This is a genomic window from Maribacter sp. MAR_2009_72 (assembly GCF_007827235.1).
GTDB lineage: Bacteria > Bacteroidota > Bacteroidia > Flavobacteriales > Flavobacteriaceae > Maribacter > Maribacter sedimenticola.
Genome location: NZ_VISB01000001.1, coordinates 1750189 through 1763885, shown reverse-complemented (window position 1 = coordinate 1763885; position 13697 = coordinate 1750189). Strand labels below are relative to the sequence as shown.

Here is a 13697-nt window from a genome sequence, read left to right as displayed (position 1 = left end):
GTAACCCTATAATTTAGTGGCCTAATTGTCGTAAACCTTCATAAATTGAAACGGCAACTGCATTGGCCAGGTTAAGGCTTCTAATATGCTCGCTATACAAAGGTATTTTTACTGTATGCTCTGTATATTGTTGTAACAATGGTTTTGGCAGGCCCACTGATTCCTTGCCAAAGATCAAGAACATGTCATCATAGTAATCTATTTCCCAATGATATTTAGTTGCCGAGGCAGAAAAGAAAATCATTTTTTTTTCCTTGTTGTGCTCAAAAAATTCCTGTTGGTTTTCATAGATAATGACGTTTAAATGTTGCCAATAATCTAGTCCCGCCCGTTTTAATCTTTTGTCATTGAGCTCAAAGCCAAAAGGTTTTACTAGGTGCAATGTGGAACCTGTGCCCAAAGCTAGTCTGCCTATATTACCGGTATTATTTGGTATTTCAGGCTCAATAAGGACTATGTTAAAGCTCATTTTGTTTAAAGGATTGTAAATATAATTGTTCTACTTTTTCCCTGGCCCATGGTGTCCTACGCAAAAATTTTAAACTTGATTTTATTGAGGGGTCTTTCTTAAAACAATTGATGTTCACTTGACCCGCCAAATCTTCCCATGAATATTTTTCGGTAAGTTTTTCCAATATGGTCACCAATTTTACACCGTGAAGTGGGTTGTTAGGTTGAGAATATGAGCTCATGAAATATGGTTGTTAATAAGGCTAATATTATTGTTTAAAAGCAATATACATGGACATTGCCGGAATATCAATAGTACCCTTTATAATTTGTGAACCTTTAAGGTCAAAGGTACTACCGGACACCGCTTGCTGCCAAATTCCGTCTAGCTTATAATTTATTTTTTTGGCCGATGCGTTATATATTACTAGAATAGTGTTCCAGTAATCACCATTGGCATTATTTTCTAGCGTAAAGGATACAAGTTGATGTCCTATTTGATGAAATTTTAAATGATCGCGTACCTCATTGGCATTTTTCATGGCAAATGCGGGATGTGCTTTACGTAGTTGAATAAGGTTTTTATAATATTCAAATACATCTTCAAATTCTTGTTTTCTGTCCCAATCCAATTGGTTGATGCTATCCGGAAGGTTATAGGAGTTATGCGCTCCTTTTTTAGTGCGCAACATTTCTGAACCGGCGTGTAAAAATGGAGTTCCTTGTGAAGTCAATACTATGGCATTTGCCAATTTGTCCATGGCAATAAGTTCGTCCATACCAGCCTTGGGCCTTGAAATTTTCAGCTTGTCAAAAAGTGTGTGGTTATCATGACAGGAAACATAGTTTATTGATTGCCAAGGTGCAAGTGAGTAGGGGGCATCAGAATAATTGACCTTGGAATAATTAATCTGTGGATGTGAAATAGCCCCTACTATGCCAAATTTTATGGACTCTTCGGTATTTAAGGCACCGTTGACAAAACCTAAACTTTTATCATCAAAAACAGAACCTTTTAACGCATCACGTAGGTCGTCGTTAAATGCTGCAATGTGGGGCAATTGCTGCATATGCTTTTTTAAGGCTCTTTGCTCATAGGGTAATGGCGATTCTTTTGCTGTCCATCCTTCTCCATAAATAATAATATTAGGATTTATTTTTCTTGCTTCTTGAGCAATTTGGTTCATGGTTTCAATATCATGAATTCCCATAAGGTCAAATCTAAATCCGTCTATATGATATTCCTTGATCCAGAATTTTATGGAAGCCAACATGAGTTTTCTCATCATTGCTCTTTCCGATGCTGTTTCGTTGCCGCAAGCTGCTGCGTCTGCATAAGTGCCGTCTTGCCATTGACGATAATAGTAATCTGGAACTTCCAAATTAAAATTAGAGGTAGTGGTCTTGCCGGTGTGGTTGTAAACAACATCCATGATAACACCTATATTTTGATCATGGAAGTTTTTGACCATTTGTTTGAACTCGGCAATACGTACTTCTCCACGATAAGGGTCGGTTGAGAACGAACCTTCCGGTACATTGTAGTTATTAGGGTCATATCCCCAATTGTACTGTGGTTTATCTAATTGGCTTTCATCAATAGAATAGTGGTCAAAAGTGGGTAAAAGATGCACATGTGTAACACCCAATTCCTTAATATGGTCTAATCCCGTGGACCTGTTTTGTAGGTTTTTGGTGCCAATTTCCGTAGCACCGTTATAGGTACCACGGTTTTTTATACCAGACTGGGCCTGTATAGTAAGATCGCGCAAATGCATTTCATAAATTATGGCTTCATTGGGGTGGTTTAATTTAGGGCCTTGGTCCAATTCCCAATTTTTGGGGTTGGTGGTTTGCATATCCAAAACCATGGCCCTTTTTCCGTTGACGCCAACCGCTTGGGCATAAATTCCGGGGGTTTCCGCCAACCATGCTCCCTTTATTTTTACTTGGTAAGTATAGTATACGCCATCTAAATTTCCATTGATTTCTTTCTGCCAAATACCATTGTTTCCACTCAATAGTTGATGTTGTGATAATGCTTTGGAAGAGTTACCGCTCTTGTATAAGCGTAATATAACTTCTTGGGCAGTGGGTGACCAGATTTTAAAAAGTGTAGAACTGGGTGTATATTGAATCCAAAGATTTTCATTTACGGGAGTAGGATAGTCATTAAAATTGGTATAGGATGTTTTGTTATCGCAGGAGTTGAATAGCATAAAGCCCATTAGCATAAGTGTCGGTACAATAAATTTCATTTCATAGAATGTCAATACCCTAATATAAGAAGATTATTTTGGGTCGTAGTAGAGTAAGCATTTGCTAAATTTTTTGAAGATGAATGCGTCTTAAATGAAAAAACTCCGGTAATCAGCCGGAGTTTATTCATCAATCAAAAAACGAACAGTCATGATAAACTGTTGTTACCGTTAAAATTACAATTAATATGCCATATTACCAATTTAAGGAATATTTAACCTGTAATTTTTATAACTTAAATGTATTGAATTTTTAACCCAAATACGTTTTTAAAATTTTACTTCTGGAAGTATGCTTTAATCTTCTGATCGCCTTTTCCTTAATTTGGCGCACACGTTCTCTTGTAAGGTCAAACGTTTCACCAATTTCCTCCAAAGTCATGGAATGTTGGCCGGCAAGACCAAAATACAAACGTATAACATCTGCCTCGCGTGGAGTCAATGTCTCCAAAGCACGTTCAATCTCGGTACGTAATGATTCGTGAAGCAATTCCCTATCTGGGTTAGGAGACTCACCACTACGAAGAACATCATAAAGGTTAGAATCTTCACCATCTATAAGTGGAGCATCCATAGAAACGTGTCTACCGGAATTTTTCAAGGATTGTTTAACATCCTCAACGGTCATATCCAATTCCTTTGCAATTTCTTCTGGAGAAGGCATTCTTTCGTGCGCTTGCTCTAGAAAGGCAAAAGTTTTGTTGATCTTATTAATCGAACCAATTTTGTTCAATGGCAAACGAACGATACGGGATTGTTCTGCCAAAGCTTGTAATATAGATTGACGGATCCACCATACGGCGTAGGAGATAAATTTAAATCCCCGCGTTTCGTCAAAACGCTGTGCAGCTTTAATTAACCCAAGGTTGCCCTCGTTAATCAAATCTGGTAAAGTAAGGCCTTGGTTTTGGTACTGTTTAGCAACTGAAACCACGAATCTGAGGTTGGCTTTTGTAAGTTTTTCAAGAGCGACCTGGTCGCCTGCCTTGATCTGTTGTGCCAACTCTACTTCTTCATCAGCGGTAATCAAGTCTACCTTTCCAATTTCTTGTAAGTACTTGTCCAAAGATGCGGTCTCCCTATTGGTGACCTGTTTTGTAATCTTAAGCTGTCTCATTAAAATAAATTAAGTTCAAATTGCATAGACTGCATATACTTATACGTAAAAAACTTATGAATGTTACAAAAGGGTAAAAAAAAATTGATTTTTCCGTTGAAATGCATAAAAAAAGCCCCAACATTAAATGTTAAGGCTTTTTTTTTATAAACTTAAGAAGATTAATCCCTTCTTGGCTTTCTGTCACGATCGCGATTACGGTCGTTTCCACGGCGGTCATCTCTACGCTTATCGTCACGTGGCGGTCTTTCCTTAAAACCTTCCGGTTTTGGTAAAAGTGCTTTACGAGATACTTTTTCCTTTCTTGTTCTTGGGTCTATACCAAAATATTTAACATCGAAAACATCGCCCATGTTAACAACATCGCTCACGTTTTCAGTTCTTTCCCAAGCCAATTCGGAAACATGAAGTAGTACTTCGTTGCCAGGAGCATCAATATACTCCACTACGGCACCAAAATCTAACATTTTAATGACTTTGACTTCGTATACGCTACCAACTTCTGGTTTGAACAACAAAGCATCAATTTTTGCCATTACGGCATTAATGCCTTCATTACCAACACCTAATATTTCCACGATACCTTCCTCGGTAACTGGATCTTCGTTGATAACAATCGTTGTTTCTGTTTCTTTTTGCATTTCCTGAATAACCTTTCCGCCTGGTCCGATCAATGCTCCAATGAATTCGTTAGGAATTCTTCTGGTAATCATTTTTGGTGAATGCTCTTTTACGTCAGCATTCGGTGCAGCGATGGTATCGGTCAATTTTTCCAAAATGTGTAAACGGCCATCCCTTGCTTGTTTTAATGCATTTACTAAAATTTCATAGGACAAACCTTTTACTTTGATATCCATTTGGCAAGCGGTAATTCCGTCTGCGGTACCCGTAACTTTAAAATCCATATCTCCTAAATGATCTTCATCACCTAAGATATCTGAAAGAACCGCATATTTGCCGGTTGATGCATCGGATATCAATCCCATAGCAATACCGGAAACTGGTTTTTTCAATTGTACACCGGCATCCATTAATGCCATAGTTCCGGAACAAACCGTTGCCATAGAGGAAGAACCGTTAGATTCCAGCACTTCTGAAACAACTCTTACCGTGTATGGGCAATCTTCAGGAACCATACCTTTTAATGCACGTTGTGCCAAATTTCCGTGACCAACTTCCCTACGTGAAGTACCACGAATTGGTCTTGCTTCACCTGTTGAGAATGGAGGGAAATTATAATGAAGGTAAAAACGCTCTTCACCTTCTTGTGATGGCATGTCTATTTGGTTGGCATCTCTAGATGTTCCTAGTGTTACCGTTGCCAAAGCTTGGGTTTCTCCCCTGGTAAAGATTGCAGAACCGTGGGTTGATGGTAAGTAGTCCACCTCACACCAAATTGGTCTGATGTCAGTGGTCTTACGGCCATCTAAACGCAACCCTTCGTTTAATGTAAGGTCTCTTACGGCAGCTTTTTCTGCCTTATAGTAATATTTGGAAATCAACGAACCATAGTCTGCTTGTTCCTCTTCGGTAAAAGAAGCGGTGATTTCATCTTTTATCTCACTAAATGAAGCACTTCTTTCATGCTTTGCGGATCCGGCCTTTGCTACTGCATAAACCTTATCGTACGCCATATCATGAATTTTTTTGGCTAGCTCCTCATCTTCTCTTTCCGGCTCGTACTCACGTACTTCTTTTTTGCCAAAAGCTTCGGCCAATCTAATTTGTGCGGCACATTGTACTTTAATGGCCTCATGGGCAAATTTAATGGCTTCTGTCATTTCCTCTTCGGAAATTTCATCCATTTCACCTTCAACCATCATTACAGAATCGGCAGAAGCACCAATAACCATATCAATATCACACTCTGCCAATTGGGACAAAGAGGGGTTAATGATGAATTTTCCGTTAAGTCTACCTACCCTTACTTCAGAAATGGCACATTCAAACGGGAAATCTGAAAGTTGAATTGCTGCCGAAGCGGCTAGTCCTGCCATAGCATCTGGCATAACTTCCGGATCATGTGACATTAATTGGATCATTACCTGGGTCTCGGCATGATAATCCTTAGGAAAAAGTGGACGTAATACGCGATCTACTAAACGCATAGTCAATACTTCACCATCACTTGGTCTAGCTTCTCTTTTAAAGAAACCACCAGGGTAACGACCTGCGGCCGCAAATTTTTCACGGTAATCTACCGTAAGTGGAAGAAAGTCCACATCACTTTGTTTGTAATTGGAAACAACTGTACATAATAACATACATTTTCCAGATTGTACAACAACAGAACCATGGGCCTGCTTTGCCAATTTACCGGTTTCAATAGAGATTTCCCTACCGTCACCAAGGTCAATGACCTCTTTAAATACTTTTGGAATCATAAAATTCGATTAAAATCTGTGCATGACAGATTTGTTAAACAATGGTCTTTCCGACTTAATCTTCTCTGGTCGGAGTTGTTGTGTTGTTGTGTTGACCAATGAAAAACCGTGTGTAGCTTTTTGTGTTCGCCTTTACCAATGATAGGTATAATCTCCCAAGGCACGGAGTAATCTTAAAAAAAGGGGATAGTTGCCTATCCCCTTTTGCATTATTATTTTCTAATACCAAGCTCTTTAATAAGCTCTCTGTATTTTACAATATCATTTTTGATCATATAATCAAGAAGACTTCTTCTCTTACCCACTAGTTTTACAAGTGAACGCTCAGTGTTGTAGTCTTTGTGGTTTTTTTTCAAGTGACCGGTTAAATGGTTGATACGGTGAGTAAACAAAGCAATCTGTCCTTCCGTAGAGCCAGTGTTCTCTGCACTACCGCCGTATTTTTTAAAAATTTCGGCCTTTACTTCTTTAGATAAATACATTCCAATATTGTTTTAAATGATTTTTATGTATGTTGATTGATTTTCAATCAGGGCGCAAAGATACTCTTTTTTTGAAATCTGAGAACTTTTTAAAAAGAAAACATAGGATTACGCTTCTTTTCTTACCGGATTGTTTTGTATCAAATCTATATAAAGGTTAATTTTTCTTTTAAGGTCCTTTCTATGCGAGATAAAATCCAAGAACCCGTGCTCCAATAAAAACTCAGAGGACTGAAAGCCTTCGGGAAGTTCTTTCCCTGTAGTATCCTTGACAATACGTGGGCCAGCAAATCCGATCAATGCTCCCGGCTCTGCAATATTAATGTCGCCAAGCATGGCATATGATGCCGTTGTACCCCCTGTTGTTGGATCGGTACATAAGGAAATATACGGTAGTCCGGCTTCTGATAATTGGGCTAATTTGGCCGATGTCTTTGCTAGTTGCATTAATGAAAGCGCGGCTTCCATCATACGTGCACCACCAGATTTTGAAATCATCATAAAGGGTACCTTCTTTTTAATGGCATAATCTATACCTCTTGCAATTTTCTCTCCAACAACGCTACCCATTGATCCACCAATGAACTTAAAGTCCATACAGCAAACCACTAAATCTTTTCCTAGAGATTTGCCATATCCTGTTCTGACCGCATCCTTTAAGCCGGTTTTTTTCTGTGCCGCCTTTAAGCGTTCCGCGTATTTTTTGGTATCCTCGAACTTTAACGGGTCCTTTGAGGTCAATTTGGCGTCAAGCTCGGTAAATTTGTTGTTGTCAAATAGGATTTCAAAATATTCCTTACTACCAATCCTTACATGGTAATCATCTTCTGGACTTACGTAAAAATTTTTGGCCAAATCTTCTGACTCCACAATTTTACCTGTGGGAGATTTGTACCACAGGCCTTTTGGTGTGTCTTTCTTCTCTTCCGTAGAAGTCTGTATTCCTTTTTCCTTTCTCTTAAACCAAGCCGTCATATCATCCATTTATAAGTTACCTTAATGTTGGTTATAGCGTATTAACGTTATTTAAATCTTCAAACGCTTTCTTTAAACGCTCTACAAAGGTAATTTCCCCTTTTCTTAACCAAACTCTTGGATCGTAGAATTTTTTATTTGGCTCGTCCGCACCTTTAGGGTTACCGATCTGTGCCTGTAAGTATTCGTTGTTATCTTGAACATAGTCACGAACACCTGCTAAAAATGCATATTGCAAATCTGTATCTATATTCATCTTAATAACACCATAGCTAATACCTTCCCTTATTTCCTCTACGGTAGAACCAGAACCACCATGGAAAACAAAGTCAATATGGTTATGTCCTACATTGTATTTTTTAGATATAAACTCTTGTGAATTCAAAAGGATCTTTGGGGTCAACTTTACGTTACCAGGCTTATATACGCCATGAACGTTTCCAAAAGCTGCCGCTATGGTGAATTTTGGACTAACCTTAGAAAGTTCTTCATAGGCGTAAGCTACTTCTTCCGGTTGTGTATAAAGTTTGGAATCATCAACATCTGAATTGTCGACACCATCTTCTTCACCGCCTGTGATACCTAATTCAATTTCCAAGGTCATTCCCATTTTGCTCATGCGCTCCAAATATCCTTTACAGATTTCTATGTTCTCTTCCAAAGGTTCTTCTGAAAGGTCTATCATGTGTGAGCTGAAAAGTGATTTTCCGGTTTCTGCATAATTCTTTTCACTGGCATCCAATAGTCCGTCTATCCAAGGCAATAATTTTTTGGCACAGTGATCCGTATGTAGGATTACTACAGCACCATAAGCTTCTGCCAATTGGTGTACATGCTTTGCTCCGGCAATTGCACCTTGTATAGCTGCTTTTTGGCCTTCGTTAGAAAGTCCCTTACCAGCGTTGAACTGTGCTCCACCATTGGAGAATTGTATAATTACGGGAGAATTTAAGGTTGCTGCGGTTTCCAGAACGGCATTAATGGTGTTTGAACCAATAACGTTAACGGCTGGCAAAGCAAAACCCTTTTCCTTTGCGTAATTGAATATTGCTTGAACTTCGTCTCCGGTAGCTACTCCCGGTTTGATATTGTGAGCCATAATTGAGTGGTCTTTTAGTTTCTTAAAAAATGAAAAACAAAAGTAATAAAACAATTATATTTAAAAGGGATAGTTAATGCCTATTTGTAAAACGGCATTGGCAAAATTATAATCTTTGAACCATCTTTCTGACTGTATTTCAGCAGGGTTATAGGTTTTAAAGCCTAAATCCAAACGGAACAGGAAATATGTAAAATCATATCGTAAGCCAAGGCCCGTGCCCAGTGCAATGTCCTTTAACGATGCAAAACTGTCAAAAGTGGCATTGGAATCCTCTACATTGTCAAATACGTTCCATATATTTCCCGCATCAGCAAAAATAGCACCATTGATATCGCCTACAATAGGAAACCTATATTCTAGGTTTAGCGCCAATTTTAGATTGGCCTCGTTAAAATCATTGACTGCCGAAACACTTCCCGGACCTAGGGAATAGGGGAACCAAGCACGGTTATCATTAGATCCACCTGCAAAATAACTTCGTACAAAAGGAATGTTGTCAGAATTTCCGTAGGGTATGGCAATGCCGAAAAATGCCCTAGTGGCCAAAACGTTGGAGCGGGAGAGGTCCCAATATTTAACATATTCGAACTCATTCTTGATATATTGTGAAAACGGCACGCCAAATACCAATAATTGCTCATCGTCATTTTTGTTGAAAGGAATAAAGTTCGAAAAGGCGGACAGCAGATTGCCGGCACTTTCTAGTTTCCACCTAAATTGATAAAAACTATTATCCACAATACCCTCCCTATTGGTTTTGTTAAAGGTGTAGTTGGTAGCAAAGATGAGGTTGTTGTCCGTTAATCTTTTTCTTCTTTCCTCTAGCCTAGTGACATCGTTAAAGTCCGTTGTTGAGGTGGCAATGATTCCGTTTTCCACAGCATTGATAAAACCAGTCGTTCCTGATGGGATGATTAATGTGGGGTCATCCGGGTCAGAGTCAGATTCAAAAAATTCTGCCAGTTCAGGTTCGGTTTCATATCTATCTGCAATATCGTCCAAACGTTCAAAGGTATTTCGGTATACATTGAAAAACCTATTGCTGTTCACATTTCTAACAAATTGTATATTAAGTAATTCTACATTATGGTTAACAAAATCACTGGGGACCCAATTGTAACCCAATACATTGTTGAACGTCTGTTTGTCAAGACCTATATTGTTCTGAAAACTGGTGCCAATGGCAATACGGGTCTTTGGCAGGGTATAATTGGGAATTAATTTGGACGTATTGATAAAGGGAAACCAGATACGTGGAAAATCTAACGTAATATCGCCCCCAAATTCTGAAAAATAGTTGGCTTCAAAAGTATTGTTACTTAATAAGCCATAAGCACCATCTGCAGAGATACTTAAATTTTCTGCCCCTTTAAAAATATTCCGTATAAGTAAGGTGGTTCCAAGCCCCACACCTAATCTTCTCAGGTTAGATCTGCTTACTTCAAAATTGGTTCCCAGTGAATATTTGGGTTTGGGTGCCAAATAAATATTGGTATTTACTTTGTTTCCCAGACTATCCGCTTCAAAAATAATATTAGGATACTTAAATATGTTTAAGGCATTGAGTTGTCTTGAGGTACGTATTTTATCTACATCCCGGTAAATACTGTCCTTTTTAAAAAATATGGCATTGGCCAAAGTTTTTGGCTTAATGTCAAAATTGGGGGAGTAGTGGATGGTATAGTCCCCGTACTCAATAATGTTGATGGAATCTAATGTTGAAGTCGATAAATAATCAGTATAAATATTGATTTTGTTGATCTTTTCTACCTTGTAGGCAGATGTAGTCACTTCATTTTCGCCTCTTATTTTTAGATCGCCTATGTTAAGGGTAATGTTCATTTTCTGGTCATCCGCAGATTTAACGGTGTCCCTAACAATATCAAATGTTATAGAGCTTTCCTGAAAGTTGCGTATACCACTGTTTCTGAATATTCCGGTTAGTCGCTCCCGTTCCATATTAAAATTGGCCAAATCAAACTGTTGACCCTCTTTGACCAATGAATTAGCGGAATTTAAAAAATAAAGCGAATCAATTGCCGTAGATGAAATATCGTTGGAAAGCGAGTCTATTATATAGGGTTCCCCAAGGGATACTTGATAATTGACCTTGGCTTTTCTTTTGTTTTTGGTGGTATCGATTAGATAGCTGGTATTATTTGTAAAATACCCTTTACCTTGGTAATAGGCGCTAAGCCTCGCAAGGCTCAGGCGTGTTCTTGTGGTGTCCAGTATTGTTGGTGCTTCACCTATATCCTTTAGCCATTCGCTTAAGCCTTTTACTAGAAAGGATTCTCCCAAACGGTTTACTTGCTTGGTGGACAAGAGTTTTTCCAGTCTTTTTTTTCTATTTTCCTTTTTATTTAACCATGCATTGTACGATGAATCTGGGTTTTCTTTGGCGAGATTGTACAAATTAAGTCGCAGAGGGTAGCCTAAAACTGTAGAATTGGGTTTTTGGTATATGAGACTTTCCAGTTCTTCATTATTAATTTTTACAGAATCTGCATAAATTAGGTTTTTGGTCACCAAATATTCATCTTCCTCTACTTTTTTAAGTGAGTTGCAGGATAGCAAGACTATTGCCAGTAGGGATAATAAGCTTAATTTAGCCATGTTGTTTTTGGAGCAAAGTGCCGTCCTCATAGAAATCAAAAATACATTATTTGTATGGTTGTCAAAAGTGAATTGAAACTTATCAAAAGTCTACAGCAAAAAAAGTACCGAAATGAACACGGGCTGTTTGTTATTGAAGGAAAAAAGTCCATTGAGGAATTGGTGGGCTCTAATTTTAAATGCTACGGAATTTTTGCAACGGCACCCAATGAGCTTAACTTGGGAGACAGTAGGGTCAATTTAATTTCTGCAAAAGAATTGGCACAGATCAGTAGTTTAAAGAACCCCAATGGGTATTTAGGGGTTTTCCACATCCCAAAAAAAGAAATGGATATTCTGTCTGACTGGATTATGGTGTTGGATGGCGTACAGGATCCGGGTAACTTAGGGACTATCATACGTTTGTGCGATTGGTTTGGGGTAACGGATATAGTCTGTTCGTTGGATACCGTGGATTGCTACAATGCCAAGGTTCTACAGGCCACTATGGGATCTATTGCCAGGGTTAACGTACATTATGTAGATTTGGATTCCTTTTTAAGGTCAGCAGACCTGCCCGTTTATGGCACTTTTATGGATGGGTCCAATATCAATACCTATTCATTGCCTAAAAAAGGAATTATGGTCATGGGAAACGAAGGCAAGGGCATTTCAAGTAGAGTTACTGAATTGTGTACAGACAAAATAGCCATACCGCAATTTGGTAACCAAACTACGGAAAGTTTAAATGTAGCTTCCGCAACGGCAATTTTATTACATGAAATAAGAAAGTAGTGGAGTGTAAACCATTACTTTTTTTTTGACTTTTACTAATTTCAAATGTCTATTCGAAGGTAAAATTGATGAAGATGCCGCGAGTTTTCATGGATTCAATATTTCCCGTCCATGGGCTGTTGGGGTCAAGGTCCGGTACCAGTTCATCGGTTATGGCAAATACGCCACGGATAGATGGGGTGAATTTAAAATATTCCAAATAAAAATCAATACCAAAGCCTAGTTCGTAATTGTAGACCCATTTTTTCATTCTAAAGGTGCCAGAGCTATTATCGTCCAAACTTTCTTCATTGCTGCCAAGGTTTAAACTTCTAGAGCCCCCACCAATAACAAAAGGTTTCCAGTTTCCAAATCTTTTGGCGCTCGCTTTTAATAGGATGGGAAAATTGATGTAAGTTGATTTAACTTCCCTAATGGCATCGCGTTCCTCGTCAAATCCCGGAAAACCCAACAATCTAGAACCATAATGAAGTCCGGGTTCAAAGCGCAAGTCCAAGTGATCGTTCAAACGCATTTCTCCTATAAGTCCCACGTTGAAACCAAAACTTTTGCTAACTAGAATATCAGGAGCATTTTCTTTGTATTCAAACTTAAAGTCATATTGGTTCAATCCTAGGAAATAGCCCCAGTTCAAGAACTTTTTGTCTTCGTTCTGCTTGTTTAGTATAGGGTTTTCGTTAAATTGGGCACTTAACGAAGTTGTTGTCATCAATACCAATACGGGTATAAAAAACCATATCTTCATATATCCTGGTTTACGATTGTAAAGCAATTAATCCATAAAGCAAATTTTTATTTCCTTAAGCGGACTTTTTTGCAATATAGATAGATGCCACCCCAAATGTTTGAGGTTTGTTCGTTACATCTATAAACCCAATTTCCCGTAAAATATTGTTGAACTTTTCACCATGTGGAAAAACCGAGGCAGATTCACTTAAATAACCGTAGGCGGAATTGTCCTTGGAGAAAAGTTTTCCTATTAATGGAAGAATGTTTTTGGTGTAAAAACGGTACCCTTGTTTATATGGGGTTTTGGTGGGTACGGAGGTTTCCAGGATAACCAATGTACCATTTGGCTTTAAAACACGTAGTATTTCGGCCATTCCTGTGGTTAAGGTCTCAAAATTACGCACCCCAAAAGATACGGTAACGGCGTCAAAAGTATTGTCTTCAAAACTTAGGTTTTCACTATCGCCAACGACCATCTCAATAGTATGGTCCAAATCTTTATTTTTTACTTTCTCTTTTCCAACGGATAGCATACCGGGAGATATATCTAAGCCAACTATTCGTTTAGCCCCTGTATCGACTAGGGCTATGGCCAAATCTCCTGTACCGGTGGCAATGTCCAAAATAGATTTTGGCTGTTCTTTTTTTAATAGTTCAACCACTTTTTTTCGCCATTTAATATCTATACCAAAAGAGATTACACGATTTAAGCCATCATAATTTGTAGAAATGGTATCGAACATCTTGGTGACCTGTTCTTTTTTGCCAAGCTCAGAATCTTTGTAAGGTGTAACTTTTTGTGACATCGCA

At 38.4% G+C, this 13697-nt stretch carries 12 protein-coding genes; 1 reads left to right on the top strand and 11 read right to left on the bottom strand.

Annotated elements, in window-relative coordinates; translation table 11 throughout:
- Nucleotides 1-13 precede the first annotated feature (13 nt).
- From JM81_RS07265 to JM81_RS07225, 9 genes are all read right to left on the bottom strand, one after another.
- Nucleotides 14-469, bottom strand: coding sequence for a tRNA (cytidine(34)-2'-O)-methyltransferase (locus JM81_RS07265; protein WP_144801814.1), 456 nt, complete (start codon nucleotides 467-469; stop codon nucleotides 14-16).
- On the bottom strand, nucleotides 459-692 hold the full coding sequence (locus JM81_RS07260) for a VF530 family DNA-binding protein (protein WP_144801811.1): 234 nt from the start codon (nucleotides 690-692) through the stop codon (nucleotides 459-461). The genes JM81_RS07265 and JM81_RS07260 overlap by 11 nt, the downstream gene beginning before the upstream one ends.
- A gap of 27 nt (nucleotides 693-719) precedes the next feature.
- Nucleotides 720-2708, bottom strand: a complete 1989-nt coding sequence (pulA, locus tag JM81_RS07255) for a type I pullulanase (protein WP_144801808.1) — start codon at nucleotides 2706-2708, stop codon at nucleotides 720-722.
- Between the two features lie 253 nt (nucleotides 2709-2961).
- Nucleotides 2962-3825, bottom strand: coding sequence for an RNA polymerase sigma factor RpoD/SigA (locus JM81_RS07250; protein ID WP_089262294.1), 864 nt, complete (start codon nucleotides 3823-3825; stop codon nucleotides 2962-2964).
- A 161-nt stretch (nucleotides 3826-3986) separates the two neighbouring features.
- Nucleotides 3987-6209 carry a polyribonucleotide nucleotidyltransferase gene (locus JM81_RS07245; RefSeq protein ID WP_089262292.1) on the bottom strand — a complete coding sequence of 741 codons (2223 nt, stop codon included), beginning with the start codon at nucleotides 6207-6209 and terminating at the stop codon, nucleotides 3987-3989.
- Nucleotides 6210-6421: 212 nt separating this feature from the next.
- Nucleotides 6422-6691, bottom strand: a complete 270-nt coding sequence (rpsO, locus tag JM81_RS07240) for a 30S ribosomal protein S15 (protein ID WP_058106043.1) — start codon at nucleotides 6689-6691, stop codon at nucleotides 6422-6424.
- 108 nt (nucleotides 6692-6799) lie between these two features.
- Nucleotides 6800-7666, bottom strand: a complete 867-nt coding sequence (accD, locus tag JM81_RS07235) for an acetyl-CoA carboxylase, carboxyltransferase subunit beta (RefSeq protein WP_089262479.1) — start codon at nucleotides 7664-7666, stop codon at nucleotides 6800-6802.
- A gap of 31 nt (nucleotides 7667-7697) precedes the next feature.
- A complete protein-coding gene (gene fbaA, locus JM81_RS07230) occupies nucleotides 7698-8765 on the bottom strand; it encodes a class II fructose-bisphosphate aldolase (RefSeq protein WP_144801805.1) in 1068 nt (355 codons plus the stop codon).
- Between the two features lie 60 nt (nucleotides 8766-8825).
- Nucleotides 8826-11384 (bottom strand): outer membrane protein assembly factor, encoded by a 2559-nt coding sequence (locus JM81_RS07225; protein ID WP_261374993.1) that lies wholly within the window; start codon nucleotides 11382-11384, stop codon nucleotides 8826-8828.
- Nucleotides 11385-11438: 54 nt separating this feature from the next.
- Between JM81_RS07225 and JM81_RS07220 the strand changes: the two genes are divergently transcribed.
- Nucleotides 11439-12158, top strand: coding sequence for a TrmH family RNA methyltransferase (locus tag JM81_RS07220; RefSeq protein WP_144801800.1), 720 nt, complete (start codon nucleotides 11439-11441; stop codon nucleotides 12156-12158).
- Nucleotides 12159-12207: 49 nt separating this feature from the next.
- Here JM81_RS07220 and JM81_RS07215 read toward each other — a convergent pair whose 3' ends face one another.
- Nucleotides 12208-12903, bottom strand: coding sequence for a porin family protein (locus JM81_RS07215; protein WP_089262282.1), 696 nt, complete (start codon nucleotides 12901-12903; stop codon nucleotides 12208-12210).
- A 55-nt stretch (nucleotides 12904-12958) separates the two neighbouring features.
- Nucleotides 12959-13693: a bifunctional demethylmenaquinone methyltransferase/2-methoxy-6-polyprenyl-1,4-benzoquinol methylase UbiE gene (gene ubiE / locus JM81_RS07210; RefSeq protein ID WP_089262279.1), complete on the bottom strand. Its 735-nt coding sequence runs from the start codon at nucleotides 13691-13693 to the stop codon at nucleotides 12959-12961.
- Nucleotides 13694-13697: the final 4 nt, after the last annotated feature.